19 protein-coding genes are annotated in these 21,074 nt (G+C 66.0%); 9 read left to right on the top strand and 10 right to left on the bottom strand.

The genetic code is table 11. The features are described from left to right. The first annotated feature begins 50 nt into the window (after positions 1 to 50). From WD430_RS10620 to WD430_RS10630, 3 genes are all read left to right on the top strand, one after another. The gene (locus WD430_RS10620) at positions 51 to 656 is read left to right on the top strand and encodes a uracil-DNA glycosylase (RefSeq protein ID WP_339102426.1); all 606 of its coding nucleotides are present in this window, start codon (positions 51 to 53) and stop codon (positions 654 to 656) included. A gap of 139 nt (positions 657 to 795) precedes the next feature. Next, positions 796 to 1,458 (top strand): imidazole glycerol phosphate synthase subunit HisH, encoded by a 663-nt coding sequence (hisH, locus tag WD430_RS10625; protein WP_339102427.1) that lies wholly within the window; start codon positions 796 to 798, stop codon positions 1,456 to 1,458. A gap of 1,288 nt (positions 1,459 to 2,746) precedes the next feature. Further along, positions 2,747 to 3,946, top strand: coding sequence for an orc1/cdc6 family replication initiation protein (locus tag WD430_RS10630; protein ID WP_339102428.1), 1,200 nt, complete (start codon positions 2,747 to 2,749; stop codon positions 3,944 to 3,946). A 448-nt stretch (positions 3,947 to 4,394) separates the two neighbouring features. Here WD430_RS10630 and WD430_RS10635 read toward each other — a convergent pair whose 3' ends face one another. Continuing rightward, the gene (locus tag WD430_RS10635; protein WP_339102429.1) at positions 4,395 to 4,751 is read right to left on the bottom strand and encodes a hypothetical protein; all 357 of its coding nucleotides are present in this window, start codon (positions 4,749 to 4,751) and stop codon (positions 4,395 to 4,397) included. A gap of 259 nt (positions 4,752 to 5,010) precedes the next feature. Between WD430_RS10635 and WD430_RS10640 the strand changes: the two genes are divergently transcribed. Next, on the top strand, positions 5,011 to 6,186 hold the full coding sequence (locus WD430_RS10640) for an ATP-binding protein (RefSeq protein WP_339102430.1): 1,176 nt from the start codon (positions 5,011 to 5,013) through the stop codon (positions 6,184 to 6,186). Positions 6,187 to 6,259: 73 nt separating this feature from the next. Here the strand turns inward: WD430_RS10640 and WD430_RS10645 are convergent, their stop codons facing one another. Beyond that, entirely contained in the window at positions 6,260 to 7,135 is an 876-nt protein-coding gene (locus WD430_RS10645; protein ID WP_339102431.1) for a type 1 glutamine amidotransferase, read from the bottom strand. A gap of 349 nt (positions 7,136 to 7,484) precedes the next feature. Between WD430_RS10645 and WD430_RS10650 the strand changes: the two genes are divergently transcribed. Then, positions 7,485 to 8,606 carry a tRNA (guanine(26)-N(2))-dimethyltransferase gene (locus WD430_RS10650; protein ID WP_339102432.1) on the top strand — a complete coding sequence of 374 codons (1,122 nt, stop codon included), beginning with the start codon at positions 7,485 to 7,487 and terminating at the stop codon, positions 8,604 to 8,606. Positions 8,607 to 8,672: 66 nt separating this feature from the next. Here the strand turns inward: WD430_RS10650 and WD430_RS10655 are convergent, their stop codons facing one another. Beyond that, a complete protein-coding gene (locus WD430_RS10655; protein ID WP_339102433.1) occupies positions 8,673 to 8,873 on the bottom strand; it encodes a hypothetical protein in 201 nt (66 codons plus the stop codon). A 180-nt stretch (positions 8,874 to 9,053) separates the two neighbouring features. On the opposite strand from WD430_RS10655, the gene WD430_RS10660 reads away from it, so the two are divergent. After that, positions 9,054 to 10,370 carry a YihY/virulence factor BrkB family protein gene (locus WD430_RS10660; RefSeq protein WP_339102434.1) on the top strand — a complete coding sequence of 439 codons (1,317 nt, stop codon included), beginning with the start codon at positions 9,054 to 9,056 and terminating at the stop codon, positions 10,368 to 10,370. A gap of 72 nt (positions 10,371 to 10,442) precedes the next feature. Here the strand turns inward: WD430_RS10660 and WD430_RS10665 are convergent, their stop codons facing one another. From WD430_RS10665 to WD430_RS10690, 6 genes are all read right to left on the bottom strand, one after another. Next, positions 10,443 to 11,246 carry an alpha/beta hydrolase gene (locus WD430_RS10665; protein ID WP_339102435.1) on the bottom strand — a complete coding sequence of 268 codons (804 nt, stop codon included), beginning with the start codon at positions 11,244 to 11,246 and terminating at the stop codon, positions 10,443 to 10,445. Between the two features lie 110 nt (positions 11,247 to 11,356). Continuing rightward, positions 11,357 to 12,301, bottom strand: coding sequence for a hypothetical protein (locus WD430_RS10670; protein WP_339102436.1), 945 nt, complete (start codon positions 12,299 to 12,301; stop codon positions 11,357 to 11,359). Between the two features lie 78 nt (positions 12,302 to 12,379). Further along, the gene (locus WD430_RS10675) at positions 12,380 to 12,700 is read right to left on the bottom strand and encodes a hypothetical protein (RefSeq protein ID WP_339102437.1); all 321 of its coding nucleotides are present in this window, start codon (positions 12,698 to 12,700) and stop codon (positions 12,380 to 12,382) included. Positions 12,701 to 12,781: 81 nt separating this feature from the next. Further along, complete coding sequence (locus tag WD430_RS10680; protein WP_339102438.1) at positions 12,782 to 13,198, bottom strand: response regulator; 417 nt, start codon at positions 13,196 to 13,198, stop codon at positions 12,782 to 12,784. Between the two features lie 161 nt (positions 13,199 to 13,359). Further along, on the bottom strand, positions 13,360 to 14,436 hold the full coding sequence (locus WD430_RS10685; protein ID WP_339102439.1) for a Vms1/Ankzf1 family peptidyl-tRNA hydrolase: 1,077 nt from the start codon (positions 14,434 to 14,436) through the stop codon (positions 13,360 to 13,362). Between the two features lie 322 nt (positions 14,437 to 14,758). After that, positions 14,759 to 15,748, bottom strand: a complete 990-nt coding sequence (locus WD430_RS10690) for an EamA family transporter (RefSeq protein ID WP_339102440.1) — start codon at positions 15,746 to 15,748, stop codon at positions 14,759 to 14,761. Between the two features lie 270 nt (positions 15,749 to 16,018). Here WD430_RS10690 and WD430_RS10695 point away from each other — a divergent pair, with 270 nt between their 5' ends. Both WD430_RS10695 and WD430_RS10700 read left to right on the top strand, forming a co-directional pair. Next, complete coding sequence (locus tag WD430_RS10695; RefSeq protein ID WP_339102441.1) at positions 16,019 to 16,816, top strand: ArsR family transcriptional regulator; 798 nt, start codon at positions 16,019 to 16,021, stop codon at positions 16,814 to 16,816. Positions 16,817 to 16,996: 180 nt separating this feature from the next. Beyond that, positions 16,997 to 18,529: a TrkH family potassium uptake protein gene (locus WD430_RS10700; RefSeq protein WP_339102442.1), complete on the top strand. Its 1,533-nt coding sequence runs from the start codon at positions 16,997 to 16,999 to the stop codon at positions 18,527 to 18,529. A gap of 158 nt (positions 18,530 to 18,687) precedes the next feature. On the opposite strand, the gene WD430_RS10705 is transcribed toward WD430_RS10700, so the two are convergent. Then, positions 18,688 to 20,028, bottom strand: a complete 1,341-nt coding sequence (locus tag WD430_RS10705; RefSeq protein WP_339102443.1) for an FAD-dependent oxidoreductase — start codon at positions 20,026 to 20,028, stop codon at positions 18,688 to 18,690. A 569-nt stretch (positions 20,029 to 20,597) separates the two neighbouring features. On the opposite strand from WD430_RS10705, the gene WD430_RS10710 reads away from it, so the two are divergent. After that, complete coding sequence (locus WD430_RS10710) at positions 20,598 to 21,026, top strand: hypothetical protein (RefSeq protein ID WP_339102444.1); 429 nt, start codon at positions 20,598 to 20,600, stop codon at positions 21,024 to 21,026. The last annotated feature ends 48 nt before the right edge of the window (positions 21,027 to 21,074 follow it).

Here is a 21,074-nt window from a genome sequence, read left to right on the forward strand (position 1 = left end):
GGTAAGCGAGACCCGAAAGACGTAGGAGGCGACCGCCTGTCCCACACCGTATGGACGAGTCGGAAGCGATGGACGGGCTCTGCGTGACCGAGTGTACGCGCTGTCCGAAGCTCGTGGACTCCCGGAGCCGGATCGTCAACGGCGCCGGGCCCGAGGACGCCGATCTGCTGTTCGTCGGCGAGGGGCCGGGCGCGAACGAGGACGAGAAGGGCGAGCCGTTCGTCGGCCGCAGCGGCACCGTCCTCGACGACGGTCTCCGGACCGTCGGCCTGGATCGGTCGGACATCCGCATCACCAACTGCGTGCGCTGTCGGCCGCCGGAGAACCGCGACCCATCGAAGGAAGAACTCGCGAACTGCCGAGGCTACCTCGAGACCGAGATCGATCGGCTGGATCCGGACGTGATCGTCACGCTGGGAAAGGTCCCCAGCGAGCACCTGCTCGACCGCTCGGTGGCGGTCACCAAGGAGGCCGGCTCCCTCGAGGAGGTCCGCATCAACGGGTCGCCGCGGCGGGTGCTCCTCTGCGTCCACCCGGCGGCGACGCTGTACGATCGCAGCCAGGAGGAGACCTTCGAGGACGCGCTCGAGCGGGCGGCGGAGTTGGCGGACGTCGGCGACGGCGACAGCGGCCAGACGCGACTCGACGGCTTCTGAGTGTCTGCGCTGCGATCGGCCAGAGCAGTCCGCGATCGGCCAGAGCAGTCCGTCAGCGCTCGAGAGTACTCGATCTGTACCCGAGACTCGAGAGTGAGCGAACAGTAATTGACTTCAACGCGCCACACGGAGTACCGGTATGAGCACGCTTTCGACTTCCAGCGAGCAGTCCCTCGCCTCGGTCGTCGTCGTCGACTACGGGCTGGGGAACCTCCGGAGCGTCACCCGCGGTCTCGAGCGCGCGGGCGCCGACGTCGAAATCACCGACGATCCGGCCGCCTTCGCGGACGCGGACGGCGTCGTCCTCCCCGGCGTCGGGGCGTTCCGCGAGGGCGTCGAGAACGCCGATCCGCTCCGTGAGGACCTCCTCGAGGTCGCCGAGAGCGGTACCCCGCTGTTCGGGATCTGCCTCGGGATGCAGATGCTGCTGACGACCAGTGAGGAGGGCGAGAACGACGGCGAGTCGGCCGTGCAGGGGCTGGACCTGATCCCGGGCACCAACGTCCGGTTTGCAGAGGGTCAGAAGGTCCCCCACATGGGCTGGAACGAACTGGACGTCCAGCGCGAGCACCCCCTCGTCGAGGGCGTCGACGGCCAGTACGCCTACTTCGTCCACTCCTACTACGCCGTGCCCGACGACGAGGACGCGGCGGTCGCGACGACCGACTACGAACGCGAGTTCCCCTCGATCGTCGCCAACGAGGCGGGCACCGTCTTCGGGACGCAGTTCCACCCCGAGAAGAGCGGCGAGACGGGACTGCGGATTCTGCGGAACTTCGTCGAGATCTGCAGTCGAGAATAATCGACCGCGAACGACCAGCGAGAGTGAGCGGTTTTTGGTCTCTTCGCGAACATCGTGAGCGAAGGTCAGCGAAAGCTTCGCTTTCGCTAGACAGATTTTTGCGCGAGTGGTGAGTGAGCAGCGCGAACGAACCCGAGCGGAAAAAGGTGGGCGAGTGAGACGGGACTGCAGATTCTACGGAACTTCGTCGAGATCTGTGCCGAGGAGTAGTTCGGGACGACCGTCCGGTTCGATCGTTTGTCGGCGTCTGAAGGGTCGGCGTCTGAAGGATTCGTATCGATAGCTGTCGCCAGTGGATCGGGACCGGATCGATGATCGGGTCTTCAGAGACACACCCCTCGTTGCCGCTGTATAGATTCGGGAGAGTGGTCATCTCTCGAGAGATCACCGAACCCGGCTGCTATCGACTGCTGAACGGCTTCTGATCGATGATCCGTGGCTAACACCAATCACTGTTATTAAGTACTAGTTCTGTGTCAACGTCCATTGAGTGTATTGGACGAGGATACGTCCAATCGGTATTGGACGTGGACTCGTCGCTCGAGACGAACTCATCCCGCTGTTCTCGATCAGTGTACCGTTACCGAACGGTGGCCGCAATCGCCGAATCCCTCACTGATTCTGGCTGACTCTGTCGGCATTCCGCTCGAGAACGTCGTTCCGCGTCACCGACCGCACCGCGGGCCGCCCCATCCTCCCTCGCCCCACCTCCGCTTCGAGTCGACACCCACCGTCAACTCGTTACAGCGGCACCGCGGGGTGTGTGTCTCCACATACAGCGGCACCCCGGTGTGGAAACCGACCGGCTCAGTTTCGATAGAAACTCTTTTTATCCGATACAGCGGAACTACGGTAACCGTTCCGTTCACCGGGCCTGACTCGCTTCCGCCAGTGACGGTCGTTCGACCCCGCGTATCCCGATCGGTGGCCGGTTGTTGATCGCCGCGTGTGACCTCCCGCCATACAGCGGCACTCCGGGGTCCCCCGACGAGCGACGCGGTGAATCGGCGTCGCTATACAGCGGAACCGAGGGGTGTGGTCCCGGCTATACAGCGGCACTCCGGGGTTTCCCGTGCTCTCGCGTCTCCCCACTGAGTCCCGATGATCGGTACAGGACGTTCGAGACGGCCATACAGCGGAACTGAGGGATGGGTTTTCGCCTATACAGCGGCACCGTGGGGTGTGTTTCTCCCTCGATGAGTACCTCTCGAGACGAAACCGAGCGTATACAGCGGCACTCAGGTTCCGTACGTTTAAGGTATCGTAGCGCGCTCTCTCGAGTAACTGAATGTCGGATTCGATGGACTACTTCGGCAGCGAGAACGAGATCTTCCGGAACAAGGAGCTCCTGCAGGTCTCGCACCTCCCCGACGGGGATCGGATCATCGGCCGCGAGGACGAGCTGACGAACCTCGCGAACGCGATCAAACCCGCCACGCGGGGGAACACGCCGAACAACGTGCTCGTCTACGGGAAGACGGGAACCGGGAAGTCCCTCTGTTCGAAGTTCATCACGAACCAGGCCATCGAACGCGCGGAGGGCAACGACGTCTCGATCGGCGTCGCGTACGTCGACTGCCTGCAGGAGTCGACGGAGACCCAGGCCGTCCAGTCGGCCGGCCACCAGCTCAACGACCAGTCCGCGACGAACGTCTCGATCCCCCACTCGGGGCTGAGCACGGCCGAGTACTACCGGCGCCTGTGGCACATCGTCGACACCCGCTACGACGTCGCCCTGATCATCCTGGACGAGGTCGACAAGATCGAGGACGACGACATCCTGATGCAGCTCTCGCGAGCCGTCGAATCCGGCAAACTCACCGAGAGCACGGTCGGCGTCATCGGTATCTCGAACAAGGTCCGCTACAAGGACTCGCTCGACGAACGGATCAAGTCCAGCCTCTGCGAGCGCGAGTACGTCTTCTCGCCGTACGACGCCACCCAGATCCGTGAGATCCTCCGCTCCCGATCGGACGCGTTCCACGAGGGCGTCCTCGAGGACGGCGTCATCCCCCGCGTGGCCGCGCTGGCGGCCCGGGAACACGGGGACGCGCGGAAGGCGATCGACATCCTCCGATTCGCCGGCGAGATCGCCGAGGAGAACGCCCTCGAGCGCGTCACGGAGTCCTGCGTCGATCAGGCCCACGAGCGCGAGGAGACCAGCCGGCTGGCCGAACTCATCTCCAAGAGCCCCAGTCACGCGAAACTCGTCCTCGAGGCGATGGCGCTGTTGACCCAGCAGAAGGAGGGCGACGACGCGCCCGTGACGACCAACGAGGTCTACGACCTCTACAAGCGGCTCTGTGACCGCGACGGCTCCGAGCACCTGAAACTGCGCCGGATCCGGGACATCCTCTCGGAACTCGAGTTCCTCTCGATCATCGATCAGGAGCGCAAGTGGGCCGGGAAGGGGAAGGGCAACTACATGGAAAACCGGCTGATCGACGATCCCGAGGTCATCATCGCCGCCTGCAACGAGTCCGAGTAGCGATACGTCAGCGACTCGGGTATGATGGATACTCGCGCCTCTCGTTCTCCGGTATCCGCTTGGTGACTTCGGAGTCGATCGGCCTCGAGCGTTCTGCTATCGTGGCAACGGTGAGTGCCACACCCTCCCCAGCCGATTCGTTCGCTCCCTTCGTCTGCTCACGGCGTGGAGCGCCGTTCGCACGGTATGCGGGACCTTCGGTCCCGCACTGTTCGCACGGTTCGCGGGACCTCCGGTCCCGCGCCAGTCGCTCACTCATCCACAGTCAGAGCAAGCTCTGACAAGCCTTCGCTCGTGAAACTCGCGAAGACCTCGCACGAGTTCGAACTGCGCCTCACGGTCCGTTCGGCGCAGTTCAGCGCGCGCCATTGCAAGACGGGTACCGATCGACGTGATATGGTGAGCATTGTACTGACACCGACGAGAGAAAACTAGTCAGACGCGTCTCTCAGAGCAGTTCCCGAACCTCCGAGTACCACATGTCGTGGTAGTCGACGTGGCCGACCCGGCGCGCGATGGCGACGGCCAGCGCGTGCCAGCACTGCTCGGTCGGGTCGTCGGCGTCGAGGTTATACTCGCTGTCCTTGCAGGTACAGCCGCCGTCCTCGACGATGTACTCGTCCTCGTAGCCGACGACGATCGTGAAATCGCGGTAGGCCTTCACCCGGTTCTCGCCGACCGCCTCGATCGCGCGGACCCCGCGGTCGCCGTGGACCCGGGAGATTCGCTCGACGATCTCGGGCGTGAGCTCGCCGGTCTCCTCGAGGTCCGCCTGCCATCGCTCGACTGGGTTGGCCTCCGGCACGACCGCAACTGTGCACCCAACTGTAAAATCGGTTTGGTTGTTGTGCCGCGACGACCGGTCGGGCGGTGTGAACGGGGTTCGGGCAGGCGGTGTGATTCGAGGGATAGTTCGCACCGGGTCGGCCCCGCTTCGACCGGCGGTCGACCGTTCGCGAGACCGCCTGATGAGCGGCCGCTGGGAACGATAATCGGCCCTCGAGTACCCGTAATCCTCGAGTAACCGCAATCCAGAAATAGAGCGCGCGATTCCAGTAGAGGTAATGGATCAGGGGGACCAGAAGACGGCTACCGTCGGGGGGAGACCCCTGATCGCATCGCTCGGCGCCCTATATATCGTCCTCGCGATCGGGTGGTCGATCGGTCAACTGAACCTCGGCAAACCGGCGTCGAACGTCATGCTCGTCGCGGCCTTCATCGGGATTCCGGGGCTGGTACTCCTTTACGGCGGGTATCGGTTACCGCGAACCGACATCCGCCCGCGGTTCTATCCCGTGGTCGCACGCTGGTGTTTCGGTGGGCTCCTCTTGCTGCTCAGCATGCTCGCACTCTACCAACTCGAGCCCGCCAAGGGCGTCAACGATCCGTCACAGGCCGCGCTCGTCCTCTCCGCGTTCGGAATCGCCGCGGGATTCGGCGTCGGCGTCTACGACGCGCTGGCGAAGACGCAAGCGCTCGAAGTGAAGCGGCGCAATCGGGAGCTACAGGAGGTAAAGCGGCGCCTCGAGGAGACCAACAGCGAACTCGAGGCGTCGAACGAGCGCTTAGAGCAGTTCGCCTACGCCGCCAGCCACGACCTGCAAGAGCCGCTGCGGATGATCACGAGCTACCTCACGCTCGTCGAAGATCGGTACGGTGACGAACTCGATCAGGACGGTCGGGAGTTCATCGCGTACGCCGTCGACGGCGCCGAGCGCATGCGCGAGATGATCGAGGGGCTGCTCGAGTACTCCCGCGTCGAGACGCAGGGCGATCCGTTCGAACCCGTCGATCTCGAGTCGGTGTTCGCGGACGTTCGCCGGGACCTCGAACTCCGACTCGAGGAGCACGACGCCACCGTGGAAATCGGGACGCTACCTCGTGTCGAGGGCGACGGCCGCCAGTTACGCCAGCTGTTCCAGAACCTGCTCTCGAACGCGGTCGAGTACAGCGGCGACGAACCGCCTCGGATCAGGGTCACTGCCGAGCAGAACGGCACCCGCTGGACGGTGTCGGTCTCTGACAACGGAATCGGCATCGACCCGGACGATCAGGAGCGCATCTTCCGCGTGTTTCAGCGGCTCCACGGCCGCGAGGAGCACGACGGCACCGGGCTCGGACTCGCGCTCTGCCGGCGGATCGTCGAGCGCCACGACGGCGAGATCTGGGTCGACTCCGAGCCCGGCGAGGGGTCGACGTTCTCGGTGACGCTGCCGGCGGTCCCCGACCGCGGCGAGTGAGATCACGTCGTCCGCTGTCGATCGCGACCCGTTCTCTCGGCTCGAGGCGACGCCAACGGTTCGCAGAGCCGACTCAGGACGACGTGCTCGAGTCGGCCGGCGATTCGAGGGGCGACTCGGCCGCGGCGTCGACGGCGGTGTCGACGTCGACGGTATCGACGTCGACGGTCGCAGCGGCATCGGTCCCGGAACCGGCTCCGATGTCGGCACCGCGACCGACGTCCCGCTGCTCGCGCACGAACGCGGTGAAGTTATCGAACAGGCGTTTGGCCTCGCAGGCGGCCTCGTATCGCTCGGCGTCGATCCCCGCGAGGACCGATTGGATCCGCGCCGGCTCGAGGTCGCCGTCCTTTCCGGCGGTCACCCGCTCGGCCGTCGTCATGTCGTACTCGGGGTGGAACTGGACGCCGAAGACGCGGTCCCGCTGAAAGCCGTGGATGCCGTACTCGTTCCGGGCGAACACCGTCGCGCCCGGCGGCGCCGCGGCCACCCGGTCGGAGTGGGTGGTGAAGACGGTGAAGTCCTCGTCGACGCCAGTCAGCAGCCGGTTCGCTCCGTCGTGCTCGACGGATCGGTAGCCGATCTCGTACTCGCCCATGTCCTCGACGCGGCCGCCGAGCACGTCCGCGAGCAGTTGGTGGCCGTAACAGACGCCCAGAAACGGCAGCCCGGCCGCGACGGCCTCGCCGACCCACTCCTTCAGCGCGCCGATCCACGGCTCGTCCCAGTAGACCGAGGCGCTCGAGCCGGTGACGACGCAGGCGTCGAACGCGAACGTCTCGGGGAGTTCGCCCGACGGGCAGTGGAACTCGACCAGTTCCGCGTCGAGTTCCCGCTCGAAGTTCCGCCGCGTGCTCTCGCGTTTGTGCGCCGCGTTCAACAGGGCGATTCGGAGCCGGTCGTCGTCCGCGCCCTCGCCGGACCGGTCGTCGGCTGACGGGTCGGTCACGAACCGATCCGCTCCGTTCGATTCGCGGCGGCCGAGGACGTGAGCGTTCGCGACTCGAGCTGTGGTACGGTATCCCGAGGCATCGATATGTGAACGGAAGGACCGTCGGGTACAAAATGCTTTGCACTGAGGAAGTAACTGAAAGGCCGATTTCAACGACGATCTCATGGGTATCCCGACTACCAGTGGACGATCGTCTCCCGAGACCGCTCGCTAGGAAAATACTACGGAGAACGGGATCGGCCGGTAAGCCGCGGTTACTCGCATCGAGCGCCGTTCGCGGACGAGAGGGAGCGACGCGGCCGCCACAGACCACGGCGTTTTTCGCGGTCGCCCGTCGACAGGGGGTATGCGCGTCACCGAGGGCGGGATCGACCTCGAGGTCCCCGGCGAACAGACCGAGGGCGTCGAGGAGGCGGTGTTCTACAACCCCAGACAGGAGTTGAACCGAGATCTGACGATCGCGACGCTGCGGGCCTTCCGCGAGCGCGAGGAGCGCGCCGAGACGTATCTGGACGCGATGACCGCCAGCGGCGTCCGCGGGATCCGCGCGGCCGCCGACGGCTGGGACGTCACCTGCTGCGATCTCGAGGAAGACGCAGTCGACCTCGCGCGGGAGAACCTCGAGCGAAACGACCTCGCGGACGAGGCGCGCGTCGAACACCGCAACGTCAACGCGCTCATGCACGACGAGATGTTCGACGTGATCGATCTCGATCCCTACGGGACGCCGATGCCCTTCGCCGACGCGGCCTTCGCCCGCTGTCGGGACCTCCTCTGCGTGACGGCGACCGACACCGCGCCGCTGTGTGGCGCCCACTTCAACAGCGGCGTCCGTTCCTACAGTGCGGTGCCACAGAACACCGACTACCACCCCGAGATGGGCGTCCGAATCCTCATCTCCGCGCTCGCCCGCAGCGGCGCCCGCTTCGACGTCGGCGTCGAACCGATCCTCACCCACGCGACCAGTCACTACGTCCGGACCTACCTCGAGCTCGACCGGAAGGCGAGCGCGGCCGACGCCGCACTCGAGCACCTCGGCCACCTCTCCCACTGCGAGGACTGTCTCTACCGCGAGGCCGAGCACGGGCTGGTCGCCGACCCCCTCGAGAGCTGTCCCCACTGCGGTGGCGACCGACTGCTCACCGCCGGCCCGATCTGGCTCGGCCCGGTTCAGGACACCGCGTTCGTCGCCGAGGTCCGCGCGGCGATCCCCGACGCCTTTGGCACCGCAGAGAAGGGCCGAGAACTCTGCGAAACGCTCGAGGCCGAACTCGACGAACCCACCCACTACGATCAGCACAAGCTCTGCAAGAACTGGGGCGTGCCCGCGAACGCGATGGACGACTTCCTCGCGGACCTCCGGAACGCGGGCTACGCGGCCTCGCCGGCCCACTACGGCGGAACGACGTTCAAGACCGACGCGAGCGTCGGCGAGATCCGCGCGGCGACCGAAGCCAGCCTCGAGTGACCCTGATCGAGTCCCGTTGCCTCCCGAGCCGTCGACTCGAGTCCCAGACCCGTCGACTCGAGGGCGTCACTCCTCCTCGGCGTACAACCGAACGAGCTGACACTCGGGACAGCAGACGCCCTGCAGCTTCGCCCTGTTCTTGAACCCGAGTTTGCCCAGCAGTCCCCCTCGCTCGCCGGTCGCGATCGAGAGCCCCATGCTCTCACCGTCGCGAACGGGAACGGGTTCCATCGTCACGCCACAGTCGGGACAACGTCGTTGTTCCATACGTACGATCGATGTGACAGAGAGAAGAAATTTCGGGTCTCGACGGCGAGACGCACTGGGTCTCGACGGAGCGACGGGCGCTGACCGATCGATTTCGTCACGATCCGTGACGGTACCGTCGAGTGTGCAAGCCAGTGCCACACCGTCGCATATGGCGCTGGCCGTCGCCAATTTCGACCCGTGATCGACCGCACGTTCGACTTCGAACTCGCGGGCGACGCCGTTCGGCTCGCTCGCAGCGAGCAGTTGACGCTGCTCGCGGCCGGCGTCGCCTTCTACGGATTCATCTCGCTCGTGCCGCTGATGTTGCTCGCGCTGGGGATCGCGGCCTCGATCGGCGGCGAGGCGCTGGCCGAGCAGCTGACGGCCGCGGCCACCGACGTCCTCACGGAGTCGGCCCGGGAACTGCTCGCCGAGACGGTCCTCGACGACACCGGCCGCCAGAGCGCGACCGTCATCGGCGCGCTCGGACTCTTGTGGGGCTCGAGTCGCGTACTTCGGGGTCTCGATCGGGCCTTCTCGCAGGTGTACGGCACCGCCGGATCGAAGTCGCTGTTTGACACCTTCTGGGACGCGATGATCGTCTTCCTCGCGATCGCGGGCGGACTCGCGCTCGTCGGCGTCCTCGAGTTACTGATCCGGTACGTCCCGTTCGTGGGGGCGACCGTCCTCGGCCCGATCCTCGTCGTGCTCGGGTTGATCGTGACCTTCCTGCCGCTGTACGTCGTCTTCCCCGACGCTGACGTCGGTATCCGGGAGGCGCTTCCCGGGACGCTCGTCGCCGCCGTCGGCTGGTACGTCCTGAGCCGGACGTTCTCCCTCTACGCCGCGTTCGCCGGCGATTACGTCGTCTACGGCGCGCTCGGAGCCGTCTTTCTCGTGCTCGCCTGGCTGTACCTCGGCTCGATCATCCTCGTCTTCGGCGCCGTCCTCAACGCGGTCCTCGCCGACCGTGAAGTGGATCGGCAGCTACAAAGTCCCGGCCATCGACAGCTTTCGACAGAAGCGATGACCGACGACGCCACGGGTGCCGACGAGGGGGCGACGGACGATCGCGCAGGGACGGCCACGGAATCGACGGAGGCGGGATCGAGCCGCCGTCGAAGCGCCCGCACGCGGGATCGATCGGAGGATCCCGAAGCGCTTCGCGAGGAGATCGAACGCCTGCGCGATCGAGTCGATTCGTTCGAGGACAACGTCGAACGCCGCACCGTCAGGAAGGAGTCCCTCGAGAGCGAACTCAAGCGCTACGTCCGCCGCAAGCAGCGGCGCGGCCACGCCACCGACTGGGGGCCGTACCTCGTCTTGCTCTACGGGACGGCGATGTCCATCGGGGCGTTTTACTTCCTCGAGGGCGGCTGGGCGATTCTCGCGATGCTCGTCGTCTGGACGTCGACGCTCGGCGTCTACGTGCTGATGGTGCTGTTCGGCTTCGGCATCTCCGTTCTCGGTCTCCCCGGCCGCGTCCGCGACATGGTCGGCGAGCGCCGCTCCTGACCGGCTCCGATCCGATCCCGACTCGCTTTCGATCGACTCCCTCGTCCGTTCTCGGCACCGACGCCGTTCGACTCAGCGCCGTGCGACTGCGCGCTGGCGCACGAAGTTCCGAACCCGGTCGGTGTACGTCTCCGGACGGTGGAGGTTACAGATGTGGCCGACGCCGGCGAGCACCTCGACGCGACCGTCCTGGGCCGCCGCCGCGTGCTCCCGCTCGCCGCGGCGCATGAGTTTGTCGTTCTCCCCGTTGAGCACGAGCGTCGGCCCGGGGTAGGTCGACAGCTTCCCCCGGAAGTCCTCGCCCGCGATGAACGGGCCCGCGTTGCCGAACTCCCGCGGGTAGATGCCCGAGTCGATGATCTCCCGTTCGATGTCCGCGGGGAGCTCGCGGTTGCGAACCCAGCGGTAGCCGAGCTTCTCGACGGCCCGACAGCCGATGTCGGGTTTCGTGGCGAGTCGATGGATGGCCCCGGTCGCCCGCGTGAGCGTCTCCATCCCGCCGACCGGGTTCACGCTCGAGCCCGACAGCACCAGCCCGTCGACCGTCTCTGGACGGCGAGCGGTGTACTCCGTTGCGACGTAACCGCCCAGCGAGAGCCCGACCACCACCGCGTTCCCGTCGGTGTACTCGTCGATCACGTGCTCGAGGCGATCGACCGCGGGCTCCATCCGGAACTGCTCGTCGCCGTCGGTGCCGTGACCGGGCAGATCGAACGTGACGACGCGATACTCGGACGATAGCTCCCGCTGCTGGGGGAGCCACATCTTCCGCGTGAACATGGCGCCGTGGACGAACACGATCGACTGGTCGTTTCCCGCGCCGGCGACGTCGATACCCTCGTTGCTCCGTCCGCGTTCGCTGTCTCGACCGAACATAGCCCTCCTATCAGCCGGCGGCCTATAGTGTCCGGGCCGGCGAGATACGGCGAAGCTGTGACGGGAGTTTCCGGTCCGAACCGAAGAATCGACGAGAGCGACCGCTCGAATCAGTTTTCGCGCCGGCCCTCATCTCCGTCGGCGTCTTCGTCCCCATCGCTCAGTCGCTCCGTCTCGGGACCGTCCTCGAGGTCCGTCCGTCCCGCGTCCTCGGTCGTCGGCCCGTTGCGCTCCGACGTCGCGTCGCGGTCGGCGTCGGGCTCCGGATCGACGTCGGACCCACGGGGCCGCTCGCCGGGATCGACCGCGGCGTCCGTCCGTCGCGGTTCGCCGATTCGATCGACTTCGGCGTCGGTCGACTCGAAATCGTCGTCCCGATCGACGTCGGCGTCGGTCGCGTTCATCTCCGCGTTCGGGTCGACGGCGGCGTCGGTCGACTCGAACTCGTCGGTCGGCTCGACCGACGGGCCCGGCCGGGTGCCGCCCTCGCGCTCCTGTCGGGCCAGTTCCGTCGGATCGGCCTCGAGGCCGCGATCGCTCGGTCGGTCGCGGCCCGTCTCGGGTTCGTCGCTCGCGTTCGCCTCGTCCGCGCCGTTCGCGTTCCTCCCGCGCTCGTCGTCCGCGTTCGTCCCGTCCCCGTCGACGGCGTCCGTCTCCTCGAGGGGCTCCTCGTCGGTCTCGTCGCGGAGGGCCTCGGCGATGTCGGTCTCCTCGGTGCCGGCCGAGCCGCCGGCGGGCTCGGTCCGCTGGTCGTCCGCGTCGCCGCCGGTGTTCGAATCGACGGCCGCCTCGAGGTCCCGCTCGTCGACCGACGGCAGGTCGCCCTCGAGGCGGACGGCGTGGTCGGTGATCTCGCGGACGGCGTCGGCGTCGAGCGGTTGAACGGCGTCGGCGACGCCCTCCCAGCCGATCGAGGACTTCACCGAGTCGACCGCGTCCGTTTCGGGTCTGACGTGAGCGACGTCCCCTTCGACCGACGCGACGACGCCGACCTCCTCGCCGTTGTCGTTCACGACGGACTTCCCGACGTCGCCGTTCGAAAACGTTGCGCACATGGGTGGCGCTACCACCACTCTCGGGAAGCCAGTGGTGCCTGCATTCGTCAGGGCCGCCAGTCCGGAACGCCCTCGCTTTCAGTGATCCGGACGGTTCTGTGGGCTATCCCTGCTTTCGGTCCGGTCTCCCGCGGCCTCCGTTCCCGACTCTTGTGGCGAAAATCCCTCTGTGAGGTGGATTCGCGTGTCCGAAACCGCGTCGACGGCGTCGGCCTCGAGGATGAAGGGTTCGTCGACGATATCGTCCCAGCCGAACCGGGCCATGATCGAGTCGAGCGCGTCGGGAGCGGGCTCGACCCGGGCCCGGTCCCCCTCGATCGCGTCGACGGTCCCGATCACCTTCCCGTCGGCTCGCTCGACGGGTTTCCCGACGTCGTCGTCGCTGAAGGTCGCACACATACAGGACGCTCCCGGATCGCGAGTAAAGCGCGTAGTGCCTGCAACCGCCGGGATTTTAGAGAGACGAGAGAGCGATCGCGATCATTCGGCGGGCTGTTCCGACAGCGACTGCACGATGGCAGTGAACTCGTCCGGATCGAGCGGCTTCTCCACCCGGGCGTCCACGGCGGCCGCGATGTCGTCGTCCTCGAACACCTGTTCCTGCTGCGTGCCCGAGAGGACGATGATGGGAACGTCCCTGACGTCCTCGTCCATCTCCTCGAGGACTTCCTCCCCGTCCATCCGCGGGAGATGCAGATCGAGGAGGATCGCGTCCGGCCGCGGGGCGTCGGCGTAATCGCCGCGCTGGTGGAGGAACTCCAGCGCGTCGGGCCCGTCGGAGACGACGTGGATGGTCGGCTCGAACCCGCCCTCTTTCAGCAACTCCTTCGTCAGTCGGACGTCACCGGGGTTATCTTCCACTAAAAGTATTTCCCCAAAGGAATTTGGCCCATCCATTACCAATCCAATTGCGACTGCCACATTTAAGAATTCGGTCTGTCCGGGACCTAGTTCATCAACATCTACAACTCACATGCGATAATATGGGTGGATACGTTCTCGGACTGCGCCAGCTCCGTCCGTCTCGACGTCCGCGAGAGATTCGGCCCGCTATCCACTCAGTCGATCGGGAACCGCAACAGCGCCCCGACCCCGTCGAACGCCTCGGCGAACCGGTTGCCGTCGGGGAAGTCGTCGGGGACGACGACGGTCTCACCGCCCTGTCGCTCGGTTCGATCGCCGAGCTCCTGAAGTCGCTCCCCGTCCAGTCCCGTCGAGAGCAGCAGCGTCTCGACCGCGTCGAACTCGAGGGCGTCGTCGACCTCCTCGCGGCCGTAGGCGACGGGATCGTCGCCGCCGACCCGATCGAAGAACTCGCCGAGCGCCTCGCGCGCGTCGTCCCGGTCGCGTTCGTCGATCGCCTCCTGGCCCTTCGCCGCGAGCTGCTCCAGTCCCTGTCGCGTGGCGTACTCGACGGCGAACTCGCCGACGATCCGGTCCTCGAGGCGGTGATCGAGGTCGGCCTCGTCCCGGAACGTCTCGACGGTGCCCGTCGTCCCACCCAGCAGGACGCCGTCGACGGGGTCGTCGCCGAGGAACGTCCGCTCGGCGCGGTCGGCGACCTCGTCGAAGAACTCCCGTTTCCGGCGTTCGCGGTCGCGTTCGAACCGCTCGGCGGACTGGCCGCCCGCGCTCGACTTCCCGGGGACCTCGCTCTCGAAGCTCTCGAGGGGCTCGACGCCCTCGTCGTCGAGCACGCCGAGCGCGGCGCCGCCGCGTTCGACGACCAGTAGCCCGTGGGTCGACTCGGGCTCGGTGACTTCCTCGAGAGGCTCGAGGTCGAACTCGTTGGCGTGGCAGTAGATCGAGTCGTCGATGGGGACCGGCAGATCGTCGAAGACGACCGACACGAGGTCGCCGTCGGGAACGCCGGCGTAGATCGCCAGCCCGTTCTCCGGGATCTCGTCGTACTCGTTCAGTTCGCTCCGGACGGTCTCCAGCGCGTCGGTGAGCGGCCTCGGAAACGATTGTTCGTCGAGCTGGCTCGCCTCCGCGTAGTCGGTCTCGACGGGCTGGCGGGCCTCGCCGATCGTCTCCTCCGGCGGGACGGCGAGACTGACGAGGATATCGCGGTCGGCCGAGGCCGAGGAGAGTCGGTCGAGTCGGTCGTGGAGTTCGTAGGATGCGAGGGCCATGGATACGGTGTGGTGCCGGCGCCTCCGAGCGCGAGAAGGGGACTCAGAGGGGCGGCGAGTATCCACGCTACGAGAACCGCAGGGTTGAGCGGTCTGCCGGCGCTCTCATGCAGAACGGGACTCGAGTCGGGGGATTCGATATCGCTCGAGGGGGACGAGTCGCCGGACGCGTCGTCAGATAACGCTCGTAGCGCCAGTTGTAACTACACGCCGACAGGCCACCAGTAGTTACGTTTGGACCGCTAAATCTAACCAAGCCGCAAGAGACGAGCGAGCGTTTTCAATTAGCATCCGAGACTGAGAATAGCGCGCGTGCGGCCGCTCAGTCGCTCCGGTAGCCCCGCGGTTCCTCGGTGACGCACGCGGCGTCTTCTGGGGTCGTCGCGCCGGCCGTCAGGCCGGGCAGCCGCGAGCGAACGTCGATCGAGTCGCTGCCGATGACGGCGAAGCCGACGAAGATCGTCAGGAAGCCGGCGATCGCCGACGGCGCGATGGTCTCGTCTAAGATCGCCCAGCCGCCAAGCGTCGAGACGACCGGTACGACGTAGAAGATCAGGTTCGCCGTGGTCGCCTCGGTCGCCTCGAGCAGCCCGAAGTAGGCGATGTACGCGAGGACGCCGGCGATAACGCTGACGTAGCCCAGCGCGACGAGCGCCTCCGTGGTCCACGAGATCGCGGCCATCGACTCGCCGGTCGAGTAGGCGAAGCCGTGACAGAGGGCCGCCGCGAGCGGGAGCCCCCACGCGATCCGGACCGTACTCGAGAGCGTGGCCGTCGACCCCGCCCGGCGGATGAGTACCGCGCCCAGCGCGGCGCTGATCGCACCGCCGAAGAGGATCGCGCGGCCGATCGCGTCGCCGCCCAGTAGGGCCGCGGGGTCGGGGCTGACCACGAGCGCGACGCCGAGCAGTCCGAGCCCCATCCCGACCGCGCCGCGACGCGAGAGTCGCTCGTCGGAGAGGAGGACGGCCGCGAACACCGGCGTCAGGATCGGGTTGAGACTGAAGACGATCGCGCCGACGGCGCTGGTCGCGTACTGCTGGCCGACGAACAGGAGCGCGTTCGCCAGCCCGATCACGAGGACGCCCGTCGCGAGGATCCCGACGACGTCGCCCCGCGTTTCGGGCAGGAGGTCGTCGCCCGAGACGGTGAGCGCGACGTAGCCCAGCATGACCAGTGCGGCGACGTCGAACCGGATCGCGACGAACAGCAGCGGCGGGAAGTACTCGAGGCCGGCCTTCGCCGCGACGAACGTTCCCCCGAAGAAGACGCTCGAGAGGACGAAGAACGCGAGCGTTCGACGGTCGATCACTGGTCGATCACCACCGTAGCCGTGCGATCGGACAGAGAAGTCGCCGACGGATCGTCAGTCGGCAGAAATTCTTCGAGGATCATCATATAACTACGTAGGTGGTCAGGCCATATAGTTTCGTTCAGAAAATATTTCACGACAAGAAAGGTCGCGGCCGGTGGGAGCGGACCGACGACGGGGGAAAGCCGTGCACCCTCGATGCACTCGATCACGGTGTGAAATGATTTCACGGTGCGAAACGGCTTTCCCGCAGGGAGGCGAACGAAGCGTATGGAATCGGCACTCGAGGAGATCGAGTTTCTCGCGCTCTCGGCCAACCGCGTCGAAGTGCTCGAGTCCCTCGCCGAGAGCGGCCAGACCCGTAACGAACTGGCCGCGGCGACCGGGGCCTCGCAGGCGACGCTGGGGCGGGTTCTCGGCGACTTTCGGGAGCGCTCGTGGATTCGCCGAGAGGGCAGCGAGTACGTCGCGACGGCGACGGGCCGACTCGTCGCGTCGGGCATCACCGACCTCCAGCGGATCATCGAGACCGAACGGCGCCTCCGCGAGGTCGTCGACTACCTGCCGAGCGCGGACCTGACCTTCGACCTCCGGCGGCTGGCCGACGCGACGATCACCACGCCCAGCCAGACCCGCCCGAACGCGCCGCTGTCGCGGCTGCTCGAATTGCTCGAGGACGCCGACGACGTTCGGACGGTCTCGCACGCGTTCAACGAACAGACGCTGTCGGTCGTTCAGGACCGCGCGGGAACGGGGGAACAGACGTTCCGGGGCGTCTTCTCGCGAAGCGCGATCGAGGCCCTCGTCGACGACGCGGAGCTTCGGGACCGACTCGAGGTCCTGCTGGCGACCGACGGGACCGCGATCCGCGTTCGGGACGGGACGGTCCCGCTCGCCGTGATGCTCCTCGACGACGTCGTCTACCTGCTCTTGCGCGACGAGCAGGGCGTCCTGCGGGCGTCGATCGACACCGACGATCCGGCGGTCCGATCGTGGGCCGACGAAACGATCGAGGAGTACTGGACGGCCGCCGACTCGCTCGCGGACGCCGGGTTCTCGCTCGAGTGAAAACGCTCTCCGACGGACTCGGCCGCGATACCCGTACCGCGAGTGAATCCCGTCGGCGTCGCATCGACTCATTGTCGTTGCGGACGCTCGAGACCGGAGGCGCTGGGAAAATCGAGGGCCGGATCCGATCTGCCTGCGATTCTTATAACTGGGCACGCGAAATATCGCGCATCGAAAGCGATGGATCTCCACGTCGATTACCGCGTTTCGGTGAGTCTCGTCGGAACTGTACTCAAGTATACGACCGTTCCGCTGTTCCTGCCGCTGGCGATCGCAGTCATCTACGGGGAGTCCGTCCTCCCGTTCGTCGTTACGATCCTCGTCGCGCTCGCCGCCGGCGCCGGCCTCGAGCGGCTCCACCCGGAACCGGAGCTGGGCCGCCGCGAGGGGTTCCTGTTCGTCGCGCTGACGTGGCTCGCCGTCCCGCTGGTCGGCATGCTTCCTTATCTGGTCGCCGGTCAGGGAACGATCGCCTCACCCACGAACGCGCTGTTCGAGTCGATGTCCGGCTTCACGACGACGGGGTCGACCGTCCTCGGTGAGATCTCCTTCGAGCGACACTCCCGATCGATTCTCATGTGGCGCCAACTGACCCAGTGGCTCGGCGGGATGGGGATCATCGTTCTGATGGTCGCGATCCTCCCGCAGCTGTCCGTCGGCGGCGCGCAACTGATGGAGGAGGAAGCGCCCGGCTTCAGCCTCGAGCGCCTCTCGCCGGGAATCAGGGAGACCGCGCGTGCGCTGTGGCGGATCTACATCGGCTTTACCGTGCTCGCCTTCGGCCTCTACTACGCGCTCCATCTGGTCGGGCTCGCGCCGAACATGGACCTCTACAACGCCGTCGCGCACGCCCTCACGACGATGCCGACGGGGGGCTTCTCGCCGGAAGCGCGCAGCGTCGAGGCGTTCAGTCCGTTCATCCAGTGGGCGGTGATGCCGTTCATGCTGATCGCCGGCACCAACTTCGCGCTCTTCTGGCACGCGTTCAACGGGCGCTCGGAGCGACTGTTCGGGAACGCCGAGTTCCGCTCGTACGTCGGACTGGTCGGGCTCGTCGGCGCCGTCCTGCTCGCGTTCCTCGTCACCGGACTCGGGCTGGCAGTGACCCCCGAGAACGTCGGCGTCATTCCCGGCAACCTCGAGGCGTCGGCCCGGCACGCGCTGTTCCAGTCGCTAGCGTTTATCACCACGACCGGCTACGCCAGCATGGACTTCAACACGTGGAGCGAGTCGACCCAGACCGTTCTCCTGTTCGCGATGTTCCTCGGCGGCTCCGTCGGCTCCGCCGCGGGCTCGATCAAGATCGTCCGCTGGTACGTCATCCAGCGGGTCATCCGCCGCGAGTTGCTCACCGACGTCCACCCTAACGCGGTGCTCCCGATCCGCGTCTCCGGCGAGGTCCTCGACGAGGAGACGATCCACGGACTGCTCTCCTTTACGCTGCTCTTTCTCGTCCTCTTCGCCGTCTCGACGATCCTCCTCTACTTCGACACGCATCGGATCGAGGAAAATCTGACCGCGCTCGAGGTGATGAGCGCGACCATCGCGACGCTGGGGAACATCGGCCCCGGCTTCGGCATCGTCGGGCCGATGAACAGCTTCCTCCCGTTCTCGAACGCCGCGAAGCTCTACATGGTGTTTCTGATGTGGATCGGCCGCCTCGAGATCCTCACCGTGCTGGTCGTCCTGACGCCGTCGTACTGGTGGGACTGACGGGCGGTCGCACACGGTTCGCTCGACTCGCGACTCGAGGCCGCGGTCACGACGCCTCGAACGACCGAGCCAGCGAACGGTGATCGAAGCGTTGGGTTCGAAGCTGCGGACTGAACGCCGGCGAGAGGAGAACAGACGCCGTCGATAGTCGCAGTCGACTAGTTCGCGCGCGGGAAGTTGCCGATCGTGTCCGCGCGGAACGCCTCCTCGTCGAACTCGTAGTCGCCGTCGAGGAACTCCAGGACCTTCTGGGTGTCGTTCATGGCATTTTTCAGACACGTCGACGCGCCCGGCGACGGCGTGATGTTGAAGATGATGTCGTCGCCGACGATCTTCGCCTCGCCCATGTCCAGGGACTTGTTCTTCGTGTCGACGATCTGCGGTCGGACGCCGCCGTACCCCTTCGCGCGCTCGATGTCCTCGAGTTCGACGTTCGGAACGACCTTCTGGACGTGCGGGAGGAACTGTCGCGGTCCGACTTCGGGGACGTCGTACACGAGGTTCCGGAGGGCGTACGGCAGGAGGATCCGGTCGGAAAGGATGTTCGCGTAACTGAGGAACGCCGCCGCGTTCAGTCCGAACACGTCGAGGAAGTCCTTGACGGTCGAGATGCGACCGCGCTCGAGCGTCGGGACGAGTTTCGCGGTCGGCCCGAACCGCGTGATGGAGTCGTCGTGGACGTCCGCGTCGCCGTGGACCGCGGCGAAGGGGAGCTTCTTCATCTGGAGGGTGTAGACCTTCCCGTTGAGCAGGTCGTCCGCGAGGAAGAAACTCCCCGCGATGGGGAGCAACACCTTGCCCTCGCCGTAGCCGAGTTCCTTCGCGATCTGGAGGCTGTGCGACCCGGCCGCGACGACGGTGGCCTCACAGTCGAACCGGCCGTCGGTCGTCTCGATCGTGTACCCGTCGAGCGTCGGCGTGATGTCCTCGACTTTCGTCCCGGTGAAGACGTCCACGTTGGGCTCGTCCTCGGCCTGTCGGACCAACGACTGGGTCACCGCGCCGTAGTCGACGACGTAGCCGTCCGGCGTCTGTAACGCGCGCATCTCCTTGCTGGGGTCGCGGCCCTCGACGACCTTCGGTTCGTAGTCGGCGATCTCCTCGCGCTCGATCATCTGGAGCTTCGGGAAGAGATCGCCGAAGCCCTCGCCCTCGTAGCGGTGCTCGAGTTCGGCGACTTCCTCCTTGCCGACGCCCAGCACCATCTTGCTGCGCTTGTCGTGCATCTCGCGGTCGTCGTCGTGGTTCTCGAGATAGCCCGCGAGGAGCTCCGCCCCCTCTTTGACTTCTTCGGCCTTCTCGAGGGTGTAGTTGGTCTCGATATCGCCGAAGTGGAGCGTCTGGGAGTTGTTCGTGTGGTTCGTGTTGATCGCCGCGATTTCCCGTTCCTTCTCGATCAGTGCGATGGAGTCGACGTCGGAGAACTTCGCGGTGGTGTACAGGAGCGATGCACCGCTGATCCCACCCCCGACGATAACGAGGTCATATTTGCCAGACATGGTTGATTTCGGTAGGTACCCGTTTCGACCGGTGAACTCCGAACGGATAACTCATATTCTTTCGATTGGACTTTCGTCGATCGACGAACCCTCTCTCGACGACTCGAGAATCGAACAGGAAGGCGCGTTTCGACGGACCAGCTCGACGTATACGTCGTCTCTACGATCGTTCTGAGCTGTTCGGGCAGGTCAACGCGTCTCAGTCGGTCGTCGATTATCTGTCATCCCGGTTGTAGTTCGGCAGCTGTCGACAGGCGATGGGGACGGTGTGCTCGCAGGTTTTTATAGGGGGTTTCACATCGCGCGGGTCGAAATCTCACTGCGCGCGCGATCGCGCTCGATCGGACGATACGGCGGTCGCCGACTGCGACCGGGACGATCGGATCGGTCTACGTCTCGCTATCGAGTCGCCGCTGAGTCGCCGTTCGATCGTCCGGCGGTTCTCCGCCGGGAACGCCTCGACAAACGCGTCGGCCTCGACGAACCGGTCGACGTTCACCGAAACGCGTCTGTTCAGTCGCGGTGAACTGTGGCTATATTGCGCTTCTCGAGCGATATTCGAGTGGGCCATGAGTACTGATACCACTGCGCTCGGGGAACGGACGACGTGCGAGGAGTGTGGGCTCCCGTATTACGTCGACAACGGTGCCTGTCCGTACTGCGGATCCGCGTCCGGAGACGAATCGCCCCGCTCGAACGCCCGATCGGCGTCGCGATCGCGAGCGACGTGCGACGAGTGCGGGTTACCGTACTACGCCGACGAGAACGACGACTGTCCCTACTGCGAGACCGCAGCGACCGACGATCGGTCGCGGTCCGTCGAGCCGGCGTCCGAGCCCGAATCCGAACCTGCAGCGTCCGAGTCCGAACCTGAGCCCGAACCGAGATCCCGCGAGGAGCCACCGGCGACGGCCGAGGTGAGCGAGTCGACCGACGACGAACCGCCGCTGCTGGCACGGATCTCGAACACGGTCCGGGCCGTGCTGACGGGCCGATGACGGCGGCCGGGCCGGAATTCGGTCGACCGATGGCTCGGCAGGAACGGG

Origin of the sequence: Haloterrigena sp. KLK7, from assembly GCF_037914945.1 — an archaeon.
GTDB classification, from domain to species: Archaea; Halobacteriota; Halobacteria; order Halobacteriales; family Natrialbaceae; genus Haloterrigena; species Haloterrigena salinisoli.

Coding starts and splice junctions, on each gene's coding strand:
- WD430_RS10620 (WP_339102426.1), top strand. CDS start 51: ATGGACGAGTCGGAAGCGATGGACGGGCTCTGCGTGACCGAGTGTACG.
- hisH (WP_339102427.1), top strand. CDS start 796: ATGAGCACGCTTTCGACTTCCAGCGAGCAGTCCCTCGCCTCGGTCGTC.
- WD430_RS10630 (WP_339102428.1), top strand. CDS start 2,747: ATGTCGGATTCGATGGACTACTTCGGCAGCGAGAACGAGATCTTCCGG.
- WD430_RS10640 (WP_339102430.1), top strand. CDS start 5,011: ATGGATCAGGGGGACCAGAAGACGGCTACCGTCGGGGGGAGACCCCTG.
- WD430_RS10650 (WP_339102432.1), top strand. CDS start 7,485: ATGCGCGTCACCGAGGGCGGGATCGACCTCGAGGTCCCCGGCGAACAG.
- WD430_RS10655 (WP_339102433.1), bottom strand. CDS start 8,873: ATGGAACAACGACGTTGTCCCGACTGTGGCGTGACGATGGAACCCGTT.
- WD430_RS10665 (WP_339102435.1), bottom strand. CDS start 11,246: ATGTTCGGTCGAGACAGCGAACGCGGACGGAGCAACGAGGGTATCGAC.
- WD430_RS10670 (WP_339102436.1), bottom strand. CDS start 12,301: ATGTGCGCAACGTTTTCGAACGGCGACGTCGGGAAGTCCGTCGTGAAC.
- WD430_RS10675 (WP_339102437.1), bottom strand. CDS start 12,700: ATGTGTGCGACCTTCAGCGACGACGACGTCGGGAAACCCGTCGAGCGA.
- WD430_RS10680 (WP_339102438.1), bottom strand. CDS start 13,198: ATGGATGGGCCAAATTCCTTTGGGGAAATACTTTTAGTGGAAGATAAC.
- WD430_RS10685 (WP_339102439.1), bottom strand. CDS start 14,436: ATGGCCCTCGCATCCTACGAACTCCACGACCGACTCGACCGACTCTCC.
- WD430_RS10695 (WP_339102441.1), top strand. CDS start 16,019: ATGGAATCGGCACTCGAGGAGATCGAGTTTCTCGCGCTCTCGGCCAAC.
- WD430_RS10700 (WP_339102442.1), top strand. CDS start 16,997: ATGGATCTCCACGTCGATTACCGCGTTTCGGTGAGTCTCGTCGGAACT.
- WD430_RS10705 (WP_339102443.1), bottom strand. CDS start 20,028: ATGTCTGGCAAATATGACCTCGTTATCGTCGGGGGTGGGATCAGCGGT.
- WD430_RS10710 (WP_339102444.1), top strand. CDS start 20,598: ATGAGTACTGATACCACTGCGCTCGGGGAACGGACGACGTGCGAGGAG.